The organism is Novosphingobium sp. AP12 (assembly GCF_000281975.1).
GTDB lineage: Bacteria > Pseudomonadota > Alphaproteobacteria > Sphingomonadales > Sphingomonadaceae > Novosphingobium.
This window is the reverse complement of the sequence record NZ_AKKE01000038.1, coordinates 1-24,084: the sequence shown is the minus strand read 5'-3', so window position 1 is coordinate 24,084 and position 24,084 is coordinate 1. Positions and strand designations below refer to the sequence as shown.

Below are 24,084 nucleotides of genomic sequence, written 5' to 3'. Positions count from 1 at the left end.
ATGTCCTTGGAAGCGAGTGACCGGGGCCTAGGGCAGCTCCTGGGTGCGGGCGTATTTCCCGATGAAATCCGCGAGACGAGCGAACTGCGGGCCGACGCTGGACTTGACCATGTAGCCGGCGACGTGGCCGTCGTAGGCACGGCAGCGGTCCTGGTCGCGCGCCGAGGTGGAGAGCACGAAGACCACCGTGCGGCGCAGCAGCGGATCGGCGCGCAGCGCGTCGAGGAACTGGAAACCGTCCATGCCCGGCATGTTCAGGTCGAGCAGGACGATCACCGCCGTGTCGAGCTTCTTGCTCGGATGATGCCCGCGCAAAATCTGCAGCGCCTCGCCGCCGTCGCCGGCGGTTACGGTGCGGCAGGGCACGTCGTGCTTGCGGAAGCTGCGCAGCACGCCCTCGATCGCGACGTCGTCGTCATCGACCAGCAGGACCGTGCAGTTGGCGAGCAGGCCGCTTGCCGCGGGGTCGCATTCGCTGGGGACGGGTGCGCATTCAATCATCGTCGTTCTCCCTCAGGAGGATGCGCGGCCAGTGGACTTCGAAGCTGGCGCCGCCGAGCTGGCCCCTGCCCTGCACGGTGACCATGCCGCCGTGTGCGTTGATCATGCGGCGGGTGAAGGCGAGGCCCACCCCGTCGCCGTCGGTTCCGGGCGAGGCGCGGTGGAACAGCTTGAAGATGCGCTCCTCGCTTCCCGGGGGAACGCCCTGCCCGTCGTCCTCGACCGAAAAGATCGAGAAGCGGCCCTCCTCGCGCATGGAGATGCGGATGTGGCCGGTCGCCTTGCCTTCCGCGCCGCCGCCGTGGTGCTTGACGGCATTGGCGATGAGATTGCGCAGCGATGTGGAGAGTGGCGCGCGCGGGGCCATCAGGTCGCCCCCGGCAATGTCCACCTCGACCGTGAAGCCCTCGGGGATCACAACCATGCCCATCGCCTCCTCGACCAGCTCCCGCGGGTCGATGCGGTGCATCTTCGGGTCCCGCACGCCCGCGCGGGCATAGCTGAGCAGGTCGTCGATCATCTGCTCGCAGCGCTCGATACGCTGGGTGATGCGGTCGAAATTGTGCCGCACGGCCTGGGGCAGCGCGTCTTCGCCCAGATCCTCGCGAATCCAGCTGACGAGGTCGCCGATCCCGCGCAGCGGCGAGCGCAGGTCGTGGCTGGCCACATAGGTGAACTCCTCGAGCTGCGCATTCGTCTGCTGCAGCGCGGATTCGGAGCGCTTGCGGTGGGTGACGTCGCTGATCACCGCCATGAACAGCGGCTGCCCGGGATTCTCGAAGCGGGTCAGCGCGATCTCGACGGGAAACTCGCGGCCCGAACTGTGCAGGCCGGTGAGGTCGCGTCCCGATGCCATCATCCGCGAGGCGGGCGCGGCGCAGTAGTCGGCGAGGTGGCCGACATGCGCGGTGCGGTAGCGCTCGGGGATCAGCATGTTGAGCGGCTGGCCGATCATGTCCTCGACAGGATAGCCGAACTGGCTGGCAAGCATGGCGTTGGCCTGCGCGATGCGCCCCTTGCCGTCGACGACGATGAGCCCCAGCGGCAGGCTTTCGAACATCTCCGAAAACCGGCGCTCGGCGGTGATCTCGCGCGTGGTGTTGCGCACATAGACGATCGCGCGGCTGCCGTCGTCCCGGCCATGCTCACCCTCCACGGGCGCGAGCGTCAGCGCGATCGTCGGGCGCGAGCCGTCGGCGGCGTTGAGCACGAACTTGCGGGTCCACGGATCGCGCTGCGCCGGGGGCGCCTTGAAGAACAGCTCGAACATCTGCCGCAGCGTCTCGGCGTCTTCCTCGCAGAACCAGACGAACAGCAGGCCGAGGCGCAGGCGGTCGGTGTCGGGCTCGGCGAAAAGAGTGGCGCAGACGGTGTTGGCCCAGCAGATCACGCCGGTCGGCTCTACGATCATCGCGCCGAACGGAGCGTGGGTGAGCGGGGCCTGGATATCGGGCGTGATGTGCATTGCCAGCGTCACGTGTCCTGCCTTGCCGGGAGGGCCGCGACACGTGGGAGACACGGGCAGTCGGCACCTGTTGCTAAGAACAGGTACAGCGACGGAGTTAGCGATCGACCAAGCTCCAGCTAGGGAAGGTTCCCTAGCCGCCAGCATTGCCAACGATTGCAGTGGTTAACGGGCGACAAACTTTCCGGCTTCCCGGTCCTTACGGACCTTGAGCCCGTCGAACACCGAGCCGCTCATGGTGATCCACACGCCCGCCTGTGCCGACTGGCAGGTGGCGAAGGCCATGCCCAGGTTGAACGCGGCATCGCTCTCGGCAAACCGCGCCGGGGCGAGCGCGCCGCACAGCACGATGGTCTTCCCCTCGATGTGGGCCAGCGCGGCGGCGGTATCGGTCATGGTGTCGGTGCCGTGGGTGACGACGACAAGGCTCTCCGGCGCTCCGGCGATGGTCGCGGCGATCAGCGCGCGGTCCTCGTCGGTGAGTTCCAGGCTGTCCTTGCGCAGCAGCTCGACGACCCGAAACGGGTGCGCGACGCGTGCGATGCCGAGCAGCTTCGGGATCACGCTTTCGGTGATCTGGTACTCGCTCAGCGCGTCGAAGTACTGCTTGTCGAGGGTGCCGCCGGTGGTGACGACCAGGATGGGGGAGAGGGAGGAAGCTGTCATGCGGGTGCTTTAGAGCGTGGCGCGCGGCGTTCCAACCGTCATTACATCAAACCACCTCCAGGAATTTCAGCAGGCCGCGCTCCTCGCGGGTCATCCACTGCGTGCTGCGCGGCAGGGTCTCGGGTAGGGCGACTGCCCCCGCGTCCCCCTTGGCGGCGGCGATCACGGCGGGATGGACGTAGGACTTGCGCGCGATGGCCGGCGTATTGCCCAGCCGCTGCGACACTTCGTCCAGCAGCGCGCGCAGCGACAGCCCCGGCTCCTCGTGCAACAGCGAGAAGCCCAGCGTGCTCGCCGCCCATGTACGAAAGTGCTTGGCGGTGAAGCCTTCCCCCATGGTCTGCGCAAGGTATTCGTTGACGTCGTGGCTGTGGACCGGGACCGGCCTGCCCTCCTCGTCGAGGTACTGGAACAGGTGCTGGCCGGGCAGGTCCTGCATCTTCCTCACGCAGCGCACGAGCGCCGGATCGTCGCAGTCGATCTCCTGCAGCTTGCCCGACTTTCCCTTGAAACGCAGGCGCAGCGTGCCCCGCTCGATTTTCGCGTGACGGTTGCGCAGCGTCGTCGCCCCGAAGCTCTTGTTGGTCTTGGCGTAGTGCTCGTTGCCGACGCGGATCGCGCCCGTGTCCAGCAGCGCCACGACCGAGGCGATTGCCCGGTCGCGCCCCAACTTGCGGCCCGAAATGTCGGCCGCGACGCGCTTGCGCAAGGCGGGCAGCGCCTCGCCGAACCGGGGGCAAAGCTCGAACTTCATCGCTTCACGGCTCTGCCGCCAGTCGGGGTGGTAGCGGTACTGCTTACGCCCGCGCGCATCGACGCCGGTCGCCAGCAGGTGGACATTCGGGTCGGCAGAGAACCAGCAGTTCTCGTACGCAGGGGGCAGCGCGATCCGGTTGAGGCGGTCGATCTCGTCGCGGTCCTTTATCCGATCGCCATCGGCGTCGAAGTAAGCCCACTTGTTGTTGCGCACGCGCTTGCGGGTAATCCCCGGCATCGTGTCGTCGGCGAATTTCAAACGCGGCATTCTTTTGCGCTTTCCGAACAGTCCCTTGCCTTCGCTCAACGCGCGGAGGGCAACGAAGTTGTCGGCTCGCTCGAAACCGGACGGGCTGCGGGCCGTTCCTTCAGCAAGCAAGCAGCAATCACAGGACATCATCATGGCAGACGCAAAGATCTTCGAGGACCTGAAGGCCGACCACGACAAGCATCGCACGCTGCTCGCGCAGCTCGGCGAGACCAAGGACGACAGCGACGAACGCGGCGAGCTTTTCGAAGCGCTGCGCAAGGAACTGCAGGCCCATGCCGCCGCCGAGGAGGAATCGCTCTACGCCGCGATGCTGGGCAATCCCGAACTGCGCGACGAGGCACGCCACTCGGTTTCCGAGCACAAGGAGATCGACGATTACCTCGGCGAGCTGGTCGAAACCGAGATAAGCTCTTCGGCCTGGCTGTCGAAGTTCGAGGAAATGCGTCACCGCTACCTCCACCACATCGACGAGGAGGAAGAGGAGATATTCCCCTCCGCCGGCGAGGTTCTGTCAGCCCAGACAGAGGCAAAGCTCGCCGACGTGTTCGAGGATCGCAAGCCCAAGGAACTCGCCGCGGCCGAGAAGGAACTGCCCGGCGACGCGCGGGAATAAGCTCTCCCGACAAGTTGGGCCGCCGCTGCGACAAGCCGCAAGGGCGGCCCGCCTTCTCCGATGGAACGTGCGTGCCCCGTGGCGCGTTGGTTCCCTGAACAGCCATAAAGGAGACGAGCCATGGATAAGGACATTCGCGAGACTTTCTGGAAAGCCTTCCAGACAAGCCCCTTCATCATGATCAAGCTCGAGAACGCCTCCGGCCACGCCGAGCCGATGACCGCGCAACTGGACAAGGACGCGCATCACGCGATCTGGTTCTTCGCCAAGCGCGACAACCGCATCGCGCCCGGCGGCCAGGCGATGGGCCAGGTCATGACCAAGGGCCATGATGTCTTCGCCTGCATCGACGGGACGCTCGTCGAGGAAACGGACAACTCGGTCCGCGAGAAGCACTGGAACAACGCCGTCGAAGCGTGGTTCCCGGACGGCAAGCAGGACCCCTCGGTCGTCATGCTGCGCTTCGACATCGAGGACGGCGAGGTCTGGGCCTCGGACATGGGCCTCAAGGGCGCTTTCAAGCTGCTGACCGGAACGCCCATTCATGCGGGCGAAGCCGGCGAACACGCGCTCGGCGCGGTCTGATCCCTCTTGGACCTGCGCGAGCAGCGGGGGCGCGGTGGCTTCGGTCGCCGCGCCCTTTCTTCATGGGTCGTCGAGCCGGGTATTCACCGGCCGTCACGGCCCAGCTCTGGGAAGCCCCGAAACTGGTGTGATTGTCCGCAAGCAGCCGGGCGATACGATAAGCGCCGCCGCGGTATCCGCGGCGGCGCCCAGTAATGCAGGCATTGCAGGACGAATCGCTCATCCCCTCGCCTTCTTGTTCTCAGGTCCGATTGTCTTTTATGGTTCCGGACCCGGGCTCTACCGGCCCCTCTCCTAATCGTGAATGCGTATCGTCATCTGTTGCAGCGGCTCCAGCTCGACCGGACGGTCGGCGTCGGGGCAGCCGGACAGGGCATAGGAAATCGCGGCCAGAATCGCCTGCCGCGTGAACGGCTTTTGCACGATACCCACGGCCGTGGATGCGGGCAGATCGATCTGTCCCGGATTGGCGGTGACGTAGATGACATGCGAGCCGTAACGGCCCGCCAGATCGCGGGCTATGGCCGGGCCGGTCAATCCGTCACGCAAGTTGAGATCGACCAGCGCCACATCGGGAGCCTCGCCCAGTCGCCCGAGCGAGGCCATGTCCGGACAGGTGCCGACCACGGCATAGCCGCCATCGGCAAGGATATCTTCCAGCTGCAACGCGACCAGGAATTCGTCCTCGACTATGAGGACTTTTCCCGTGCTAGGTATCATGACGTCCAAGGCAGGTTTATCCCCGGTCCCCAGCCCAACTTCAAGCCGCCAGGAGCTTGCGGCTCTGCTCGCCGTTGGCGACCTTGCCAAGCTCTGCGAAGAAGGCGTCGATAGCTTCGCCGGTGAGGACGAAGTTGTGGCGGAAATCGGGAAGCTGGCCGGACTCGATGATCTTCGAGAGCATCGCGCGGGCGCGGCAGATGCGGCTCTTCACGGTGCCGAGTGCGATGCCGCAGATATCGGCGATTTCCTCATAGGAGAGGTTTCCGGCGGCAACGAGTACCAGCGCCTCGCGGTAGCTTTCGGGAATGGCGGTGAGCGCGCGCAGGACATCGGCCAGTTCGACCGCGCTTTCCTGGCTCGCCTCGGCGCGCAGGATGCGTTCGGCGGCGACTTCGTCGTATTCGCCGTGGAAGCGGGCGCGGCGCGCCTCGGAATAGAAGTGGTTGCGCAGGATCGTGAAGGTCCAGGCCTTGAAGTTGGTGCCGGCGGCATAACGCTCGCGGGCGGCCCAGGCACGAAGCATGGCTTCCTGGGCGAGATCGTCGGCGCGATCACGGCAACCGCACAGGCCGCGAGCGAACGCACGAAGATGGGGGGCGACTTCCGCGAGAGCGCGCTTGAAGTCACGGTCGCTCAGCGCGACTTTGGGTTCGGGCCGATCTAGGACCTCGACGCTCGCTTCGGTGCTTGCTTCGATAGTTGCCGACATGGCGTTACCCTCCGTAGAAACCTGTCGGCATTCAAACGTCGACCTGTCGCAAATGGTTCCCGGATTGTGACATTTCTCTCAGCACATCCCCTAAGAGCACGCAGCGCAGGGTAGTCCGGGGCAAATTTTTATCGGTGTATCGCCGCCCAATGGAACAAGCCCGGCCTGAAACCTTTGAGGCCTCCGTTCACCAGTTGGTGAACGGAGGCCTCCGGGATCGGATCACCACCGGTTTGCGGGGGGGGTGGGGGAGCCAGTGGTGACAAGATGGGAACGTGAAGCCCCTTGGTTGGTTCCCCGCAATGCGATCCGTCGCGAAAAATTTTCCGGTTGCCCTATCTGCCCTGCGGAGTCAGACAAATGACATCGGCCCGCAGGCGCAAGGGCGCCCTTCGACGTGCAATCGGGAATGATATCCCCAAAAGGCCTGAGGAACATGAATGTCCGTCTCTGACCAGATCGCCATCCAGCTGCCGTACCTGCGCCGCTACGCGCGCGCCCTGACCGGCTCGCAGCACTCGGGCGATGCCTACGTGCGCGCCACGCTGGAAGCCGCGCTTGCCGACCGTTCGCTCCGCGAGGCCATCGCTCGCAGCCGCGCCGCGCTATACGGTGCTTTCACCCGCATCTGGGCGACCAGCCACGTCGACGAGGCCGGCATGTCCGGCGGCGGAGGCCTTCATGAGCAGGCCGCGCAGGAACGCCTCGCGACGATCGCTCCCACCCACCGCCAGGCGCTGCTGCTGACCACGGTGGAGGAATTCTCGCGCGAGGAAACGGCGCAGATCCTCGGCTATTCGGTCGATGAGGTCGGCTCGCTGGTCTCGCAGGCCATCACCGAGATCGAGGGTGAAAGCGCGACGCAGGTGCTCATCATCGAGGATGAGCCGCTGATCTCGATGCAGCTCGAAGGCCTCGTCAGCGACCTGGGCCATACCGTCGTCGGCACTGCCGCGACCCACGCACAGGCGCTCGAGATCTTCGAGAAGAACCCCGCCGGCCTCGTCCTCGCCGATATCCAGCTGGCCGACGGCAGTTCGGGCATCGATGCGGTCGAGGACCTTCTCAAGTTCGGCAACGTGCCGGTGATCTTCATCACCGCCTATCCAGAGCGCCTGCTGACCGGCGAGCGCCCGGAGCCGACTTATCTCGTCACCAAGCCGTTCCAGGAAGCAACTGTGCGTGCGGCGATCAGCCAGGCCCTCTTCTTCAATTCGAGCAAGCAGATCGGCTGAAGCGCAACGCAGCAGCTATAAGGCGGCGCCGGCGGATCCATCTCCGTACCGGCGCCGTCCTGCTGACTCCAGCGGTGGCAACACGCGGCCGAAGCGATCGCGGTGAAGCTGTTCCTCGAACGGGATCTCCGGCGGCGTGAAGCCGACATGGCGCACCACGGCGTCGTGCAGAGGCACCTCGAAACGCACGCCCACATAGTGGCTCGACTGCCAGATGACCGTGCCCACGGTCGTGACCGATCCGTAGAGATCGATCGCCACGCTGCTTCCGATCACGTCGCGTGCATCGCCGAGTTCGACCATGCAGCCTCCGGCCGACAGGTCGTAGAGAAATCCGCGCCCCTCCACTCCCGCTACACTGCACGGGACGTCCTTGTCGACAAGGTGGCGACTCCAATTACGCGCGTCCATACTACCCCCGGCCATGTTACGACCGGAGGAATACGGCGACTCGACTTAAGCAATAGATAACGCGCGGGCGTGACTTCAGCGCCGACTAGCGCCGCTCGTTGCGCAACACGAATTCGCGGGAAGCGCGCACCGGCACCTTGAGCCGGCACTCGACACCGCCGGGGTTGAACTTGAGGTCGACCTCGGACTTGAGTTCGTGCGCGACGATCTTCTCGATGAGGTCCCGGCCGAAGCCACGCTTGCTCGGCTCGGTGACAGGCGGCCCGCCCTCCTCACGCCAGTGGATCTCGGCGAGTTCGGGCGACAGCAGGACCCAGTGGACGTGGATGCGCCCCTCGATCGTGCTGAGCGCGCCATACTTGGCTGCATTGGTGGCGAGTTCGTGGATCGCGAGGCCCAACGACATGGCGTCGTTGGGCGCCAGCTTGATCTGCGGCCCGGACATGGCGACGTGGCTCTCATGACCTTCCATGTAGGGCGCCAGCTCCGAGCGGACGATATCGCCCAGCGCGGCGTTGCCCCAGTCGGACTGTGACAGCAGGTCGTGAGTGGCCGACAGCGCCCGGATCCGCGCAGTGAGGCTTTCGGTGAAGTCGTCGATCCCGGTCGAACGGCGGCGCGTCAACGCGGCGATCGACAGCACGTTGGCCAGCGTGTTCTTGACGCGGTGATTCAACTCGCGCGTCAGCGAGTTGCGGATGGATGCCTGGCTGGTCAGCCATTCCAGCACGTGCCGGTCCTCCGCCGCACGTTTGGTGATCAGCCGCCCGATCGCCATGACCATGAGCGACGCCATCGCCCCGAAGAACAAGGTGATGCGCGACAGCGGCGAAAGGATGCCGCCCTTGCGATCGCTCACCTGCACCACCCACGCCTGTCCACCGACGTCGATCCGGCGTTCGATCGTGGGGCCGGTGACGCCGTCGGCGCGCTGCTCGGCCAGGAGGCTCTCGGACGAGACGTGGTCGTCATAGATGGCGATGTCGATGCTGTCGTTGCGGTAGAGTTCGCTGGCGGACGCGAGGAACGTCTGGGCGCGGAATGGGCTGAATACGAAGCCCTTGACGATGCGCCCGCGTCCGCGCTCCGCGAAGACCGGCATGTAGATCAGGAAGCCGGCAGCCTTCGCCTCGTCGCCGTCCTGGACGAGATGCACCATGCCGGTGGCAGCCGGGCCCCGGCGGGCCATTGCCCGCTCCATCGCCCCGCGGCGCCCGGTGTCGGAGAACATGTCATAGGCCAGGGCGCGCCGGTTGGGCAGCGATTCCGGTTGCAGGTAGACGATCGGCGTCGTGTATTCCTGGCCCGGTTCAGGCCTCGGCGTGACGGAAAAATCCAGGTCGCCGGCCGACTGCTTGGCGAATTCGAACTGCGCCAGCTGATCGACCGGGACCAGCGGCGCCCATCCCATCCCCAGCGAGCCATAGAGCGTCCCGTCGCCCTGCAGGTCCTGCGCGAATTCGGCGAACTGCTCGCGAGTGACCTGGTCCTGCGTCGCGAAAAGCGCACCGCCCGCCCGCAGCAAGGCGATGTTTTCCGTCACGCGGCGCTGAAGAGCCGATGAAATCTCGGTGAGATTGCGGTCGAGTTCCACCGAACGTGTCTGCTTGTCGGCACGCTCGATCGCCATGACCGACACAGCCGTCGTCACGCTGGCGATGAGGAACAGCAGGAACGGCCAGCCACGCGGATACTTGTGGAACCACGCCTGCTTCTGCACCCTGTCGAGCAGAGCCTGGTCAATCACCCAGCAACTTCCTGTACTCCAGACCCCGACGAACGGTCATTAATGACCGCAGCAAGGACGCGCTATGCCACAGTTTCTGCTGAGGGGAACCATGGTTGGGCTCGATTGTTCCAATGACCAAACGACGTCCGCTCGGCTTGCAGACAGGACGAAACCCGAGAAGCGCCCGCCCCCGGCCTGCCCGCCGCGCGGCGAGCCAGCGCGCCGGGCTTGACCGTAGTCCGGTCTCGCAGCAAGTGTGCAGGGTGAAAGGGAGTTCGTGTTGAGTCAGCCCAATGGACGTGGTGAACCCGGCCGAATGCCGGGACTTCCGCCCGAAGTCCGTAAGGATGGTGAGCCCGGCTGGGCCGGGGGGTTGAGGAAGCTCTATAACTCCGTGGTGGACGAACCGCTGCCGGACAGCTTCAAGGATCTCCTGAAGAAGCTGGATGACAGCGAAGATGACTGAGCGAGTCAGGCCCTCCCCCGCCGACGAGGGATTTCGCCAGGAACTGCTCTCCGTCCTTCCCCACCTTCGAGCTTTCGCACGCGGCCTGTCAGGCCGTTCCGACTTTGCCGACGATCTGGTCCAGGAAGCCGCCATCAAGGCGTGGACCGCCCGCGAACGCTACCAGGCCGGCACCAACATGCGCGCCTGGACATTCGCGATCCTGCGCAACCATTACCTTTCCGAGCTGCGCCGCTCCCGCCGCCAGACCGACCTCGACGAGGGCGTGGCCGAACGCATGCTCGTTATGGAAGCGGACCAGGAAGGGCCGCTTCACCTGGGCGACATGGAGACGGCGCTGCAGAAGCTCGCTCCCGAACGGCGCGAAGCAGTGCTGCTCGTGGGCGCCTCCGGCTTCAGCTACGAGGAGGCCGCCGAGATCGCCGGATGCCCGATCGGCACCATGAAAAGCCGCGTCGCCCGTGCCCGCGCCGACCTCGCGCGCATCCTCGACGGCGAGGCCGAGGGGGTTGAGGTCAAGACGCGGAAAGCGGGCTGAGCCCATCGTCCCGCTCCAGCTTCGGGAGCAGGATGAGGCACAGCACAGAAACCAGATGGAACGCGAGCGCCGCGCCGGCTACCGGTACGGTGCCGCGTTCGATCCATGGCGAAACCAGCGCAGTACCCAGCGCCGCCGACGCCAGCACGAACAGGATGACCAGCGCGCTACCGCGAGCGTCGTCGCCGTGGCTGGCGAGGATCGCGCGGAAGAAGCCCGGCGGGCCACGCAGCCCGAGCCCGGTGTTGACCGGCACGAACAGCGCCGTGATCACCCCCGCGGAGGTCCCGCCTGACAGGGCATAGGCGAACTGCCCCAGCGCTCCGGTCGCCGCGAGCCAGGTGCCGATGCCGATGACCCGCTCAGCCCCGATCCGCGCGACCAATCCCGACGACACATTCGCGGCCACGATGAAAGTCGTGATGCCGCAGACCTGCATGACGATGAAGTCCGCGAGCGATCCGCCGTTAACGCGCACGAAGACGGTCGGCATCCCGAACACGAACACGAGCAACCCGCCCAGGACGAGTGCCTGGCTGACCGCATAGCGCAGGAAGACCGGGTCGCGCAGCAGGGACGCGAAGCTACCCTGCCCCCGCCGGCTAACCTGCGGCACTCCGCCGGTCACCGCCAGCAGCGCTGCAACCACTACCGCGACGGCTGCCATGACCTCGAAATTCAATGTCCACCCGCCCAGCGCCAGCAGTCCGGCTCCGGCCAGCGGCGCCATTGCGGGAGCGAGCGATTCGATGCTGGCGAGGAAACCGATCGCCCGCACGGCGCGGGTCTCGTCGAACATCGCCTTGACCACGCCGGGCGCGAATACGGCCGGGGCAGCAGCCACAACGCCCTGCACGGCGCGCAACAGGATCAGCGCCTCGATGCTCGTCGTCAGGGCGCAGGCGAGCGATAGCACGGCCGTGGCCAGGAGCGATCCGATGAACAGCCGCGCGGTCGATACCCGGTCTCCCAGTGCCCCGAACCCGAGTAGTCCCAGGCATGAACCGCCCACGTAGGCCGCCAGCACCAGCTGTGCCCGCGCCGGGTCGCCGCCGAGCACCTCGGGCAGGTGCGGCACTGCCGGCAGCACGAGGTCGGTGCCCATCAGCCCCACGATCGTACCGCCGACGACCAGCCCCAGCGTGATCCACGCGCGATTCACATCAGTCCCCCTATTGCGGTGCGCCTTTTCGCAGGCGCCGACGCAGAAGGTCAAGCAAGCGCGCGCTCTGCCCAAGGCAAAACAAAACCCCCGTTTCCCTTGCCGGAAACGGGGGCTTCGTATGCCTTAGCGGCGGGTGGACTTACGCGGGGTAGGTCCAGAGGGTGCCACGGTCGAAGTTGTCCGAGGCGAACTTCCAGTTGAGGATGTTCTCGAGGACAGCCTTCACGTAGGCCGGGCGCTTGTTCATCTGGTCGATGTAGTAGGCGTGCTCCCACACGTCGACGGTGAGCAGCGGGGTCACGTTCTTGACGAGTGCGCTGTCGGCGTCATGGGTCGAGATGACCTTGAGCTTGCCGTCCTCGACGACGAGCCAGGCCCAGCCGTTGGAGAAGTGGTTGATCGCCTCGTTCGAGAGCGCTTCGAGCAGCGCGTCCATCGAACCGAAGTCGTTGGTGATGGCAGCGGCGAGGCTCTCGCTCGGCGCGGTCTTCTCAGGGCTCAGCGAGTACCAGTAGAAGCCGTGGTTCCAGGTCTGCGCCGAGTTGTTGAACAGCGGGCCCGAAGCCGACTTGGCGATCTCTTCGACCGACTTGCCTTCGTTCTCAGTGCCGGCGATCGCGGCGTTGAGCTTGTCGACGTAGGTCTTGTGGTGTGCGCCGTGATGGATTTCCAGCGTCTTGGCGGAGATGTGGGGTTCGAGCGCGTCCTGCGCGTAGGGCAGCGGCATCAGGGCAATGGTCATGGCATGGTTCCTGTTTCAGGTTATCGAAAGCTGGGCTGCGGCAACCGGGTTCATGACCTCGGCCGCCCCGTAGGACATGGGCGCCTATTTCGATCGTGCAGCGCAACAATTCAAGCGTGCATTGGCGGCATTTTGATTTTGTGGCGCAATTTTCACCGACATGGCCGCTCCCATGTTGCCGATCGCGCTTGACCGAAAGCCTAAACGAAAAAGGATGGCGGGGTTGCCGCCATCCTCTCCCTCGACCGCCGACTACCCTGCAAGGGGGGAGGGCGCCGGTCAGTCAGACCAATTTAACGCGGCCGTTGGCCCGGCCGTCAGTGCTGGTCTTCGATCTTGTCTGCCTTGTTCTCGAGCGCATCGGCCTTGGCCTCACCGGCCTTCTCGACTGCGTCAGCCTGGTTTTCCAGAGCCTCCGAAGGAGTGCCGCTGGTCATGTCGGCGCGCTGTTCGAGGGCGTCGGAGGCGGCATCAGACTGAGCCTCGACGGCATCGGCTGCCTTCTCGGTAGCGTCGTCCGCCGGATCGTTGCAGGCCGCGAGGCCCAGCGAGGCGGCAGCGACAGCGATCATGGCGAGGCGGGGCATGGTGGTGGCTTTCATGGCGAGAAATCCTTTTCCCTGTTGTCGTTTAGGCGCGAGTTCTTTCAGGAGGGCGCGCCGCCCGCCTCGCGGGGCCCGTCACCGGGCCCCGGCCGCGCGGTTTAACGAACCGAGCCGCGACGGAAGAGGTTGACGATCGCCAGCAGCACGACCGCACCCAGGAACGAAGCGAAGAGCGACATGATGTCGAACGAACCGCTCGTAATGGGGGCGCCGCCGATCAGCGGCGTGATGATGAAGCCTGCGACCAGAGCGCCGACGACGCCGACGACGATATTGAGGAAGATACCCTGCTGCGCATCGGTGCGCATGAGGATCGATGCGAGCCAGCCGATGATGCCACCGACCAGAAGGATGAGAAGAAGGGTCATTGTGCCGTCTCCAAGATGTTCTTGTTGATCGAGTAAACGGCGCTCCTGCGTCAAGGTTCCGTATGGTCCGAAATCGGCTCGTCGTATTGAATCCGCCAAAGATGCATCCATTCCCGCGCAATTACAGGGACACTCGCCGGAATCGCCCGATGCCCTGCGCGTGTTACGCTGCGGCGGAGAATGAAACATTCAGGGTGCTTTACGGTGGCAAAGCACGACGGATGGTCATCCATGCCTCCGCAGATAGCACATAAGTGTTGAAACGGTTTAGGTGACTAATTACACCTCTCCCGGCAGCGCGATTCCCGGCGAAGATCGGCGAGCGCCTGCCCTGGCCGCGCCGAGCCCGGTGCGCGAGGACGACCTGGAGAGGATGCCCACATGCTCGTTAACGTGCCACCGGCCTGGGATATCGAAACCGATTTCATCTCGGTAGGCTCCGGAATCGCTGGCCTTTCCGCCGCAATTACCGCGCGCGAACAGGGCCTGGAGGCCATCGTCCTCGAAAAAGCGTCGCAGGTCGGCGGGGTCACCGCGCTGTCGATGGGCGAGGTCTGGGTTGCCGGAAATCACCATGCCGCCGATCTCGGCATCGAGGACAGCGCCGAGAGCGGGTTCCGCTACCTCCGGCGGCTTTCGATGGGCTACGGCGCCGACCTCGCGGTACTCAACAAGGTCGTCCACGCGCGCGAGGCCCTGCGGTACTTCGAGGACCGCATCGGCCTCCGGATGGAAGTCATCCGCGACTGCCCTGACTACTATTACGGCCACAGCAACGATTCGGTCGCCGAGGGGCGGATGCTCGAGGTCGTGCCCTTCCCAGCCGAAACCCTGGGTGAATGGCGGGAAAAAACGCGCATCTCGCCGCAGATGCCTTATGGCCTCACCCACAAGGACATGTTCGGCGCGGGCGGGACCGCCAACATAACAAAGTGGGATTTCGGCAGGATGGCCGAGCGGCTCACCGCCGACGAGCGTTGCCTCGGGCCGGGCCTCGCCGCCTATTTCGTCAAGGGCGCGCTTGACCGGGGCGTGACGCTCATGACCGACTGCGGGGTCGAGGAACTGATCTGCGACGGTACTCGCGTGGTCGGCGTGCGGGCAGTCCACGAAGGGCGTGACGTATTCGTCAAGGCGCGCAAGGGGGTGCTCGTCGCGGTGTCCAGCTACGAGCGTAACCAGGACTACAATAAGACGCTTGGCCAGCAGTTGGAGCTGGGCTCGATGGTGTTCTCGACCGTGGACGGGGCCAATTTCCGCCTCACCGGGCCGCTCGGCGCGCGCATTGCGCGGGTGCCCGACATCACTTCGCTGGGCTTCACCATACCCGGCATGGAGGGCGAGGACGGACGCCCCTTGTGGAACAGCGCGCTGCCGGTGATCGGCCAGCCGCACACGATCGTCGTCAACCGTGCCGGCAAGCGCTTCGGAAACGAGGCGTTCTACCGCAGCTTCTACTACACCATCGACCATATCGACGGCGCCAACCAGACGCATCCGAACTTCCCGTGCTGGGCCGTGATCGACAGCCAGGTGCGGGAGAAATATCCTTTCGGCTCGATCATGCCCGGCTCCGACTGGCCCGAGGGCCTGGGCGAACAGGCGGGCACGATCCGCGAACTGGCCCTGAAGATCGGCGTCGATGCGGACGGGCTGGAGCAGACCGTCAGCACCTTCAACGCCAATGCCGCCAAGGGTATCGACCCCGAGTTCGGGCGCGGCACCCATCCGTGGAGCACCTGGATGTGCGGCGATCCCTTCCACCAGCCCTGTCCGGTGCTGGGGCCGCTGGAGAAGGGCCCGTTCTACGCCGTCCGGCTCGACCGGATGGGAGGCACCGCGATCAGTTCCTCGGGCATCATGACCGACATGCACGGGCAGGCGCTCGACTGGAACGACCAGCCGATCCCGGGTCTCTACGTCGCCGGTAATTCGCAGGCGCGCATGGAGACGGGGGCGGTGATGCAGTCCGGTATCTCGAACGCTCGCGGCATGACTTACGGCTGGCTGGCGGCGCAGCATGCCGCGGGGAAACCCAGCGATCTGCTGGCCAAAGAGGTGGAGCGGATCGGCCTGTGATCGAGACGTCGCAGACGGTCACCATCGCCGCGCCGCTGGCCCTGACCTGGGACTATGCCCGCGACGTCGAGCGCTGGGCGCAGATCATGCCGGGCTACCAGTCCTGCGAGATTGCCGACGAGGACAACTCCCTCTGGGTGCTGAAGATCGGAGTCGGGGGCCTGGTGCGCACGGTGAAAGTCGCGGTCCAGGTCGAGCGCTGGGCGGGGCCGCACGAGGTCGATTTCGCCTTCAAGCTGCAGGGCGACCCGGTCGAGGGATCAGGTTCCTACCGCGCACATGGGGATGACATGGGGCGCACCGAAGTCACCCTTGCCGTCCAGGTGCGCGGCTCCGGGCCGATGGCGCCGATGTGGGAGGCGATGGGCGCTCCGGTCCTTCCCCGTTTCGCGCGCGGCTTCGCGGAGGAGCTGCGTGACCGGATCGAGGTGCAGGCGGGCACGCCTTCGGTCGAGAACTTGCCCCCGCCTTCCCTCTTCAAGCGCGTCCTCGCCTGGCTCGGGCGATTGTTCGGCCGCTAGGCACGAAACCATCGGCGCGTGTCCCGGGTTGTTGCACCCAAGGAGACGCGACAAGGTGTATACGTCCGCCCGGACCCGCGCGCTTTCGGCGCTCGCCTCGCTGCTAATCGTGGCGGCGGGCATCGCCGCGCTGGTGGCGGGTCTTGCCGCGCGGATGACGCCGCAGGAACGGCGACAGGCGCTCGCCGCGATCCTGCCGCTGCGCGATCCGCCGGAGGAGCCTCGCCCTCGCGAAATTCCTGCCAAGGCGGATTCGACCGCAGCGAAAGGCCGCCCCTCGCCTCCCAATCTCCGCAACAAGGCGACGCAGATCGTTGCCCCGCCCCCTCGCCTGCCGCCGCTGATCGTGCCGCCTCCGGTCGTAACCGCACCGCGCGCCGGAACCGGCTCGGCCGCGCAGAGCGGCGCCTCCGACCACATCGGCCCCGGGCAGGGCGCGGGCGGTGTGGGGGACGGCGACGGGGGCGGCGGCAACGGTGACGGCGACGGCTATGGTGACGCCGTCACCCGGCCGCGGCAGATCAAGGGCCGCCTGCATTTCTCCGACCTCCCTCCCGACCTGCGTGAGCAGAAGACCGGCGGCGAGCTCAAACTGCAATACCGCATCGGCGTCGACGGCCGGGTGAGCGACTGCCGCATCCTCGTCTCCAGCGGCCGATCCTCGCTCGACGCGACGACGTGCCGGCTCATCACCGAGCGCTTCCGTTTCCGCCCTTCCAGGGATTCGCGCGGCAATCCGGTTCCCTCGATCATGGTCGAGACGCATGGCTGGTACTGGCCACCGGACGAGGAACAGTAGCCCTCCTTTCCCGATGGACAACCCGCGCATGGAAGCGCACTGTACACATGTACAGCATAGCGCCCGTACGTCGGCCAAGCCCCGATAAAGGGGCGCCGTCTGGAGAGGAGAAACCCGGTGTCCATAACCGTAGAACCCGTAAAGCCGCATATCGGCGGCATCGTCCGCGTATCTCACGACCACCTGCTCGACGACGAGACGATCGAGACCGTGCGGCGCGAACTGGAGACGCGCGGGGTGCTGGTGTTCCCGCAGATCGCGGTGTCCGACCAGCTCCAGCTCGCCTTCACCGACCGGTTGGGCGAGCGCGTGAACTTCACCCGGCAGGTGCCCGGTTCGGATGCCGATACCGCCGACGTCTACAAGATCACCCTCGACCGCAAGCTGAACTCCGAGCCGGACTACGTGCTGGGCACGTTCTTCTGGCACATCGACGGCATCACCATCGACCAGCCGCTCCCCAAGGCGACGGTGCTTTCGGCGCGCAAGCTGTCGGACAGCGGCGGGGCGACCGAGTTCGCCAACCTCTACGCGGCGTGGGACCTGCTGCCCGAGGAGGACAAGCGGGAATACGAGAACCTCAGGGTCATCCACTGCGTCGAGGCGGCGGTGCGCCCGGTCCACGGCCATCCCAGCGAGGAACGCCGCGCGCGCTACAAGGCGATGGCGGCGGTGATGGAGCAGCCCTTGGTCTGGACTCACGAGGACGGCCGCAAGTCACTGCTGCTGGGCACTCACGCCGACGGCATCGTGGGCATGCCCGGTGCCCATGGCCGCGCACTGCTTGCCCGCCTCCAGCAATGGGCCGCGCAGCCCGATTTCGTCTACACGCACAAGTGGCAGCCGGGCGATCTCGTCATCTGGAACAACCAGGGCCTGATGCACCGCGTGGTCCCCTACACCGACGAAGGCCGCGTCATGCACCGCACCACCATCGCGGGAACCGAGAAGCCGGGCGTCCCCGCCAATGCGGCCAATGTGGAAAGCATCTACCAGGTGGCTTGAGACAAGCTGGCTTGGACCAGCCTGCGGGCGGCGGCGTTGGACCGGTAATCCACCGTTGTCGCCCTGCTGCGGCATGCGCTTGGGGCAAGACGGGTTGACGCCGCCGCCCGAACCGGAGCAAGTGGGCCGACCAAGTCCTCGCGAGAATTGCCGCCATGCTTTCGCAGAAAACCCGTTATGCGATCCGGGCCATGCAGCACCTCGCGGACAAGCACGGCCAGGGCCCGATCCCGCTGACTGACATCGCCGAGACGCAGAATATTCCGGCGAAGTTCCTGACCGTCATCCTGTCCGAGCTGTCGCGCTTCGGCATCGTCGCCTCGCAGCGCGGCAAGGACGGCGGCTACTGGCTCGGCGTTCCTCCGATCGACATCACTTACGGCGACCTCATCCGCGTCATGCGGGGGTCACTCGCGCTCGTCCCCTGTGCCAGCCGGTTCGCGCACGAGACATGCAAGAACTGCGTCGAGGAAAAGGACTGCCGCACCCGCGCCTTGATGCTGCAGGTGCGCGATGCCACCGCGACGCTGCTCGACGGCGTGCGGCTCTCAGACGCCATCGAACTAGTCCCCGCGGCCGAGGGCCTCGAGGCGACCGACGACGTGGAAGCCTGAGCGCTTCGACCGGCTGCTTTCGCCCCTGAAAGCAAAGCTACGTCGCCGACCCTATTGTCAACTTAATAGATTGAGAATACGAAAGGCGCATGATCCAGCGGGGGACGGCTGCCCCCGCGATGCGAGAGGAGATGCGCATGCGAATTGCCAAGCCCGACGATGTACCCGCCAGCGAACATCCGCTGCTGAACGACGGCGTCCAGCATGTGATCGAGGCGCTGCAGCGCCTGCGCTTCGGCGTGATCCAGCTGACCGTCCACGACGGCAAGCTGATGCAGGTCGACGTCACGGAACGCCGCCGCTTCGGCAACTGAGCGTCCTTTCCACGCCGCTCGCCAGCCGGCGCAGCCGTCGGTAACGCCGGCCCACCGGATGCGTCCCCTTTCATCGCCGGGACGCACCCGCCTGCTATGCCCTTGCGAGCGACGCCGATAACGGCCAATCGCGTTCCTGCGCGATGTGGCCCCCGCCCGATCGCCATCGATCTGCTCCAACCCCACCCCGGGAGGATTATCAATGCTCGATTCGCTGCCGGCCTTCGCCGACATCGCGCCCTTCATCGCCATTGGCTTTGCCGCGCAGATCGTCGACGGAGCGTTGGGCATGGCCTTCGGCGTCATCACGCAGACGCTGCTGGTGAGCGTGGTGGGCGTGGCCCCGGCGGCTGCCTCCGCCAGCGTCCATCTGGTCGAGCTGTTCACCACCGGCACTTCCGGGCTGAGCCACATCTGGCACCGCAACGTGACCTGGGGCCTGTTCTGGCGCCTGGTACCCGCCGGCATCGTCGGCGGCGTGACCGGCGCCTACGTCTTGTCCAGCATCGACGCCTCGGTCGCCAAGCCCTTCGTCATGCTCTACCTCACCGGCATCGGGATATACCTGTTCATTCGCGCGCTGCGGATGCGCAAGCCTAGCTTCGAGGACCCCCGCTTCACCGCCCCACTCGCGCTTGCGGGCGGCTTCCTCGACGCGGCAGGCGGCGGCGGCTGGGGGCCGGTCGTGACCTCGAACCTGCTGGTGCAGGGCGGTGAGCCGGCGAAAACCATCGGCACCGTCAATACCGCCGAGTTCCTGCTGACCGCCTCGATCTCGACCGCCTTCATCGCCACCATCGGCCTGTCCGCCTTCACGATGGCGACGGTCGGCCTGATCATCGGCGGGGTTGTCGCGGCGCCCTTCGGCGCGCTGTTCGCCAAGCGCATCAAGCCGCGCACGCTGCTGGTGGCGGTGTCGATCGTGCTGATCGCGACGAGCCTGTTCAGCGTGTGGAAGGCCTGGCCGATCTTCTGATCAAATCGGCGGCGAGGTCATGACTTCGCCCTGACCCAGGAAATGGACCAGCGTGCGCGCCAGCTGGTCCAGCGCCGCGCTGACGCTGGGGCCTGGCCCGCCCTCGTTGATCTGCACCGTGGTGCCCTCGATCATGAACAGCATCATGTAGCACCGCGTGCGCTGCGCCTCCTTCTGCCCGCGCGGCAGGGCATCGATGTCGAAGCCGGGGAAACGCCGGCCCAGCGTCGCGATAATGTTGTCGTGGTGACGATAGACCGGGTCCAGCGCATTGGTCTGGAGGTTGGCGCCGGCCCAGAACAGGTTGAGCGAATTGCGCCGCTCGTCCTGCTCGCCGCGCAGGCGCACCAGCCACTTGCGCACGCCTGCCAGGCTCACTCGCTTGAGCGTGACCAGTTCGGCGTAGATCTCCAGCTGGTAGGCGAGGTCCTGCCGCATCAGGTCGAGCAGCATCTCGTCCTTGCTGCGGTAATAGAGATAGACCGTGGCGCGGCTGACCCCGGCCTCGGCGGCGATCTCCTCGACCGAGGCCGGAAAGAAGCCCTTGGTATAAAAAACCTGGCGCGCTGCGATCCGGATGCGCGCGATGGTCGGCTTGCCGGGCGGGCGCGGGGCTCGAGGCTTGGGTTTGGTATCGGCCATGCCCCAGCGGTTTGGCGCAAGGTACGGTCGGCGGCAAGCCGCGACCTTTAGAACGTGAAGGTCACCACGATCGAATCCGTATAGGCGCCCGACTTCGGGAAACTGCGCGCGGGAATCCGGCCGTAGGCGGTCTTCGTCGCACTGAAGCTGAGCAAGTTGTTTATCGTCATCGACTGCAGCTGGCCGCCATTGCTGCCGTTGCCCCAGACGGTGCTGTAGCCGCTGTCCTGATAGATATTGTAGTCCAGTCGCGCTGCGCCGCTCGCCATCTGCCGCGCCGCCGCATTGCCCGAGGTGCCGGCGCTGAGGCTGAGGTCCACCGTCGCCTGCATCGGCACGCTGACCGAAATGCAGTTCGCATTGACCGTCGCCGTCGCCGTGGTCGGCGCGGCGCTGCCCGGATTGTAGGTGCCGAATGAAAGCGGGGTGGTTGAGACGGTGCAGATGCACACGATGCACCCCGCCGCCGAAGCCGGCGCAGGCGGCACCAGCCCGCCCGCCAAGGTGCCCAGAGCCAGGGCGGTACGGACGAAAGCTGTGGGGTTCATGGGACCATGTCCTTCTCGGCGAGGGCGATTCCGGGCGGAGCCCTGTTCCCCATGACCCATTCGTTCTCGGACACGCAGGCAACCGGTGTCGTAGCGGTCAGGCGGTCCTCTCCCGTCAGGAGCGGCACCACCACGCGGCAGGCGCCGTTCGCGCCGGAGACGCGAAGGACAGCACCGCCGCCGGCATAATCGTCGAGCCAGATTTCGCCGTCGTAGCCTACGATGCCCGACCCACCGGTCCAAGCGAAGGTCGATCCGGTCTGGACCGGATCGCCGTGCCCGTCGACGAGGCGCAGGCGCGCGCCCTGCCGCCCGGCGCTGCCGAAGGCCACGCGCACCGCCTGCCGCCAGCCGGGTGCGACGACCTGCGCCTGCGCGTCCAGCCCCGCCTCGATCGACAGGTCGGAAGCATCGACCGCGATGTGGTTCTCGGCATAGGGCTGCAGCCCGGTGACGATGACGCGCCGCCCCTCGCCGGCCTTGCGCGGCTTCGGGCGGTTCTCGACCATGACGGTGACCGGCGTGTCGCTCGCCACGTCCACGAGCGCGAAGCCGTCGTCGATGTGCTGCGTCGCCATCAGTGCGCCGTCGATCCGCAACAGCCCGCCGCGAGCGTTGAGCTGCACGCCCTGCCGCCCCTGCCGCTGCGCCGCGTCGATGCGGACATCGCCGACGGCGGTGCGGTAGGCGAGCCCGCCCTCCAGCCATGCCGAGCCATGGTCGACGCCAGCGAGTGCGCGCATGCCAAGGCCGCTGTCCTCAGGTACGTTCTGGTCGAAAGTCACGGCGGCGCGGCCCTGGTCGGCGATCACGCTGACGTGGCGACGCGGGCCCAGCGGAACCGTCAGCGAGCCGAACAGGCCGACGCTGCGACTGCTCCGTTCGGCGCGGGCTGTGTAGCGGTCCTGCGCAAGGCGCCCGGTGTACTGGACGCCCACCGACAGGTATCCGCCGCGAAGGTTGGTCGAATAATAGGCCGAGGCGAGGTCGAACCGGCTCGGCGCCTCCCCGCCCACGCCCTGCCGCAGCCGCGCATAGCTGGCGTTGATGCTGCCGAGCGAGCCGAGCGAAAGGCCGCCCGCCACGACCAGTTCGCGGCGCCCGCCGCCGTTGAACCGGCTTTCGCCGACCTGCCGGAACCGCGCATCGGCGCGCTCGTAGCTCGCGCTGAGCGTGTAGACCGGCGTGATCCGCTGCGCCGATGCGCGCACTAGCGTGCCGGTGCCCGCAGCCCCTTGCGAGACCGCGCCGGAGACCGAGAACTCGCCGATCGGCCCGACTACCATGGCGCCGCCGAGCCCGGCCATGCGCGTCGCGCCGCTGACCTCGACCCGGCCTTCCAACGTCAGCGTGTTGGTGATGCCCCGCCGCAGACCGGCGGCGGCGAACAGCGGGCCGTAGCCGAAGTTGTCGAACCCGAAATCGCGCCGCAGCGCACCCGCCTCGACCGCGAATTCCGTGAGCCCGGGGCGCAGCAGGTTGGGGCTGGCGTAGAAGCTGCGCGTCACCTGGCGCGTATTGCCGGCAAGGTCGCGGACGCTCATCGTCACCTGCCCGGCCCCGGTGAGGCGCGGCTGGAGCGAGAGGTCGAACGCGCCTGGCCCCACGTCGAGCGAGCGGCGCGAGGATTCGGACAGCAGTTCGACCGTCGAAGGCGTGAGCGCGCTGCCCGAAATCGTCGGCAGCGGGAAGTTGATAGCCTGAGGGTCGAGCGAGAAATCGGTGCCGAGGAACACGCCGCCGTAGCGCACCGGGCGGCTCCATGGCGCGCCGCTGCCCACCGCGTCGCCCAGCACCAGCCGCATGCGCTTGTCCGGCAAATCGCGGCGCAGGCTGGTGTCGAGGCGCACGACATTGCCGCCCGGCCGCCCGGCCGTCGTGTCGACGAGAAAGCTGGAGGAGGCGACGCCCCAGCCGCCCGAGAAGCCCGCATCCACGAGGCCGGTCAGTTGCGCCATTCCGTTCCAGTCGGACAGCGTCAGGTCGTAGTCGACGAACTGCGCCGGCACGGCAGCCGCGATCGGCACGATGCTGCGGCCGGGATCGATGGTGAGGCGAGGGAACAGCGCGGCATCGGCCTGGACATGCAGAGTGCCGCCATCGGCGTCGAGCTTCGCGACAAGGCCCTTCACGCGGTCGAGCGCGACGTAGCTCTCACCCTGAACCAGTTCTTCGGCAGTGACGGACTTGGCGGTGAGACCCCAAGCCTCGAGGTCGCTGCGCCGCGCGAGGATGCGCCCAGCCCGCATCCGCAGCAGGGCGGGATCGGCGATGGCCTGTCCATTGACGACGACGCCGACCGGCATCTCGTCCGCCGCGCTATCGTTCGCCGCTTCCTGCGCCCACGCGCTTTCCCCGCCTGGCACGAGGCTCGAGGGCAGGACCAGAACGGCCGCGAGGGCTGCCGTCACGCGGCGAAGGACGATCGGCAATGGCCGGGCCCATTACTTCACGGGAGCGAGAGCGATGTCGAACTCGCCCTCCTCGGCCCGCACATGCACGGTGGAGACGCCGCCGCGCGGCAGGCGCTCGAGCGGTACGACCTGCGCGCCGCCTGCGAGAAGGTAGAACGCATGCTCGGCAGTCACGGCATCGCCGTCAGGGCCGCGCAGCGTGACGGAGAGCGCCTTGATATGCCGCGTGCCGGTGTTGGCGAGGCGCAGCGATTTCTGGCCCACTCTCGCGGTAAGAAGCGGGGCGGCCTTGTCGCCGACCCGGAACACCGGGAGCGAGATGCGCAGCAGCGTCTGCACGGTGCCGGGCGCGGCGACGAAATCGGGGTCGGGAAGCTGGTCGACGATCAGGCGCCACTGCTCCTCGGCCTGCACGGCGGGGTCCCCGGCCGGCAGGCTGCAGCGCATCAGGCGGGTCGTCCCCGGCGCGATCGTGGCGATCGAGGGGTTCACGATGAAGCGGTGATCGGGCTCGATGATGTCGGCGCCGGTCTCGTCACGGACCCACGCGAAGGCGCGGATCTGCACGGTCATCGGCCGGTCGGTGTCGTTGCCCAGGGTCAGCGAGCAGAAGCGGCGGCCCGC

Annotated in this window: 28 protein-coding genes; 12 read left to right on the top strand and 16 right to left on the bottom strand. The window is 66.5% G+C overall.

From position 1 onward, the window contains the following. Window positions 1-27: 27 nt before the first annotated feature. The 4 genes from PMI02_RS07645 to PMI02_RS07630 form a co-directional block, all read right to left on the bottom strand. Window positions 28-501 carry a response regulator gene (locus tag PMI02_RS07645; protein WP_007681104.1) on the bottom strand — a complete coding sequence of 158 codons (474 nt, stop codon included), beginning with the start codon at window positions 499-501 and terminating at the stop codon, window positions 28-30. Further along, a complete protein-coding gene (locus PMI02_RS07640; protein ID WP_238539021.1) occupies window positions 494-1,978 on the bottom strand; it encodes a PAS domain S-box protein in 1,485 nt (494 codons plus the stop codon). The genes PMI02_RS07645 and PMI02_RS07640 overlap by 8 nt, the downstream gene beginning before the upstream one ends. Before the next feature lie 153 nt (window positions 1,979-2,131). Then, complete coding sequence (locus PMI02_RS07635) at window positions 2,132-2,632, bottom strand: asparaginase domain-containing protein (protein ID WP_007681098.1); 501 nt, start codon at window positions 2,630-2,632, stop codon at window positions 2,132-2,134. A gap of 46 nt (window positions 2,633-2,678) precedes the next feature. Beyond that, window positions 2,679-3,656: a DNA topoisomerase IB gene (locus PMI02_RS07630; protein WP_036502818.1), complete on the bottom strand. Its 978-nt coding sequence runs from the start codon at window positions 3,654-3,656 to the stop codon at window positions 2,679-2,681. A gap of 133 nt (window positions 3,657-3,789) precedes the next feature. Between PMI02_RS07630 and PMI02_RS07625 the strand changes: the two genes are divergently transcribed. Together PMI02_RS07625 and PMI02_RS07620 are read left to right on the top strand one after the other, a co-directional pair. Next, window positions 3,790-4,272, top strand: a complete 483-nt coding sequence (locus tag PMI02_RS07625) for a hemerythrin domain-containing protein (protein ID WP_007681084.1) — start codon at window positions 3,790-3,792, stop codon at window positions 4,270-4,272. Between the two features lie 120 nt (window positions 4,273-4,392). Beyond that, on the top strand, window positions 4,393-4,857 hold the full coding sequence (locus tag PMI02_RS07620; RefSeq protein WP_007681081.1) for a pyridoxamine 5'-phosphate oxidase family protein: 465 nt from the start codon (window positions 4,393-4,395) through the stop codon (window positions 4,855-4,857). Window positions 4,858-5,151: 294 nt separating this feature from the next. Here the strand turns inward: PMI02_RS07620 and PMI02_RS07615 are convergent, their stop codons facing one another. Then, complete coding sequence (locus tag PMI02_RS07615) at window positions 5,152-5,577, bottom strand: response regulator (protein WP_007681078.1); 426 nt, start codon at window positions 5,575-5,577, stop codon at window positions 5,152-5,154. Between the two features lie 40 nt (window positions 5,578-5,617). Further along, window positions 5,618-6,289, bottom strand: a complete 672-nt coding sequence (locus PMI02_RS07610; protein ID WP_007681075.1) for a sigma-70 family RNA polymerase sigma factor — start codon at window positions 6,287-6,289, stop codon at window positions 5,618-5,620. Window positions 6,290-6,729: 440 nt separating this feature from the next. Between PMI02_RS07610 and PMI02_RS07605 the strand changes: the two genes are divergently transcribed. Then, window positions 6,730-7,524, top strand: a complete 795-nt coding sequence (locus PMI02_RS07605; RefSeq protein ID WP_007681073.1) for a response regulator — start codon at window positions 6,730-6,732, stop codon at window positions 7,522-7,524. A gap of 15 nt (window positions 7,525-7,539) precedes the next feature. Here PMI02_RS07605 and PMI02_RS07600 read toward each other — a convergent pair whose 3' ends face one another. Continuing rightward, a complete protein-coding gene (locus PMI02_RS07600) occupies window positions 7,540-7,935 on the bottom strand; it encodes a PilZ domain-containing protein (RefSeq protein ID WP_157222422.1) in 396 nt (131 codons plus the stop codon). Window positions 7,936-8,020: 85 nt separating this feature from the next. Continuing rightward, window positions 8,021-9,682: a CHASE domain-containing protein gene (locus PMI02_RS07595; protein WP_007681069.1), complete on the bottom strand. Its 1,662-nt coding sequence runs from the start codon at window positions 9,680-9,682 to the stop codon at window positions 8,021-8,023. 262 nt (window positions 9,683-9,944) lie between these two features. On the opposite strand from PMI02_RS07595, the gene PMI02_RS27000 reads away from it, so the two are divergent. Together PMI02_RS27000 and PMI02_RS07590 are read left to right on the top strand one after the other, a co-directional pair. Continuing rightward, window positions 9,945-10,130, top strand: coding sequence for a NepR family anti-sigma factor (locus tag PMI02_RS27000; protein ID WP_157222421.1), 186 nt, complete (start codon window positions 9,945-9,947; stop codon window positions 10,128-10,130). Continuing rightward, on the top strand, window positions 10,123-10,668 hold the full coding sequence (locus PMI02_RS07590; RefSeq protein ID WP_007681067.1) for a sigma-70 family RNA polymerase sigma factor: 546 nt from the start codon (window positions 10,123-10,125) through the stop codon (window positions 10,666-10,668). Before PMI02_RS27000 ends, PMI02_RS07590 begins: the two co-directional genes overlap by 8 nt. Here PMI02_RS07590 and PMI02_RS07585 read toward each other — a convergent pair. From PMI02_RS07585 to PMI02_RS07570, 4 genes are all read right to left on the bottom strand, one after another. Next, window positions 10,646-11,830, bottom strand: a complete 1,185-nt coding sequence (locus PMI02_RS07585; protein ID WP_007681066.1) for an MFS transporter — start codon at window positions 11,828-11,830, stop codon at window positions 10,646-10,648. The genes PMI02_RS07590 and PMI02_RS07585 overlap by 23 nt on opposite strands. Before the next feature lie 142 nt (window positions 11,831-11,972). Further along, window positions 11,973-12,575, bottom strand: coding sequence for a superoxide dismutase (locus PMI02_RS07580; RefSeq protein WP_007681061.1), 603 nt, complete (start codon window positions 12,573-12,575; stop codon window positions 11,973-11,975). Between the two features lie 317 nt (window positions 12,576-12,892). Next, a complete protein-coding gene (locus tag PMI02_RS07575) occupies window positions 12,893-13,177 on the bottom strand; it encodes a hypothetical protein (protein WP_007681059.1) in 285 nt (94 codons plus the stop codon). Window positions 13,178-13,278: 101 nt separating this feature from the next. Then, complete coding sequence (locus PMI02_RS07570; RefSeq protein WP_007681055.1) at window positions 13,279-13,548, bottom strand: GlsB/YeaQ/YmgE family stress response membrane protein; 270 nt, start codon at window positions 13,546-13,548, stop codon at window positions 13,279-13,281. Window positions 13,549-13,929: 381 nt separating this feature from the next. Here PMI02_RS07570 and PMI02_RS07565 point away from each other — a divergent pair, with 381 nt between their 5' ends. From PMI02_RS07565 to PMI02_RS07535, 7 genes are all read left to right on the top strand, one after another. After that, window positions 13,930-15,627, top strand: a complete 1,698-nt coding sequence (locus PMI02_RS07565; RefSeq protein ID WP_007681052.1) for an FAD-binding protein — start codon at window positions 13,930-13,932, stop codon at window positions 15,625-15,627. After that, entirely contained in the window at window positions 15,624-16,148 is a 525-nt protein-coding gene (locus PMI02_RS07560) for a CoxG family protein (RefSeq protein WP_007681049.1), read from the top strand. Before PMI02_RS07565 ends, PMI02_RS07560 begins: the two co-directional genes overlap by 4 nt. A 55-nt stretch (window positions 16,149-16,203) precedes the next feature. Beyond that, window positions 16,204-16,947 (top strand): energy transducer TonB, encoded by a 744-nt coding sequence (locus PMI02_RS07555; RefSeq protein ID WP_007681046.1) that lies wholly within the window; start codon window positions 16,204-16,206, stop codon window positions 16,945-16,947. 117 nt (window positions 16,948-17,064) lie between these two features. Beyond that, window positions 17,065-17,952: a TauD/TfdA family dioxygenase gene (locus tag PMI02_RS07550; protein ID WP_007681043.1), complete on the top strand. Its 888-nt coding sequence runs from the start codon at window positions 17,065-17,067 to the stop codon at window positions 17,950-17,952. Window positions 17,953-18,107: 155 nt separating this feature from the next. Further along, window positions 18,108-18,566 (top strand): Rrf2 family transcriptional regulator, encoded by a 459-nt coding sequence (locus tag PMI02_RS07545; protein WP_007681040.1) that lies wholly within the window; start codon window positions 18,108-18,110, stop codon window positions 18,564-18,566. A 137-nt stretch (window positions 18,567-18,703) separates the two neighbouring features. Further along, complete coding sequence (locus tag PMI02_RS07540; RefSeq protein ID WP_007681036.1) at window positions 18,704-18,880, top strand: YezD family protein; 177 nt, start codon at window positions 18,704-18,706, stop codon at window positions 18,878-18,880. Window positions 18,881-19,082: 202 nt separating this feature from the next. Further along, entirely contained in the window at window positions 19,083-19,856 is a 774-nt protein-coding gene (locus tag PMI02_RS07535) for a sulfite exporter TauE/SafE family protein (protein WP_007681033.1), read from the top strand. Here PMI02_RS07535 and PMI02_RS25815 read toward each other — a convergent pair whose 3' ends face one another. The 4 genes from PMI02_RS25815 to PMI02_RS25810 form a co-directional block, all read right to left on the bottom strand. After that, entirely contained in the window at window positions 19,857-20,498 is a 642-nt protein-coding gene (locus PMI02_RS25815) for a TetR/AcrR family transcriptional regulator (protein WP_007681031.1), read from the bottom strand. Window positions 20,499-20,545: 47 nt separating this feature from the next. Further along, window positions 20,546-21,046: a spore coat U domain-containing protein gene (locus tag PMI02_RS07525; protein WP_007681028.1), complete on the bottom strand. Its 501-nt coding sequence runs from the start codon at window positions 21,044-21,046 to the stop codon at window positions 20,546-20,548. Next, the gene (locus tag PMI02_RS07520) at window positions 21,043-23,457 is read right to left on the bottom strand and encodes a fimbria/pilus outer membrane usher protein (RefSeq protein ID WP_238539020.1); all 2,415 of its coding nucleotides are present in this window, start codon (window positions 23,455-23,457) and stop codon (window positions 21,043-21,045) included. Before PMI02_RS07520 ends, PMI02_RS07525 begins: the two co-directional genes overlap by 4 nt. Before the next feature lie 33 nt (window positions 23,458-23,490). Beyond that, on the bottom strand, window positions 23,491-24,084 hold a 594-nt coding region (locus PMI02_RS25810), incomplete at its 5' end, for a molecular chaperone (RefSeq protein WP_007681018.1).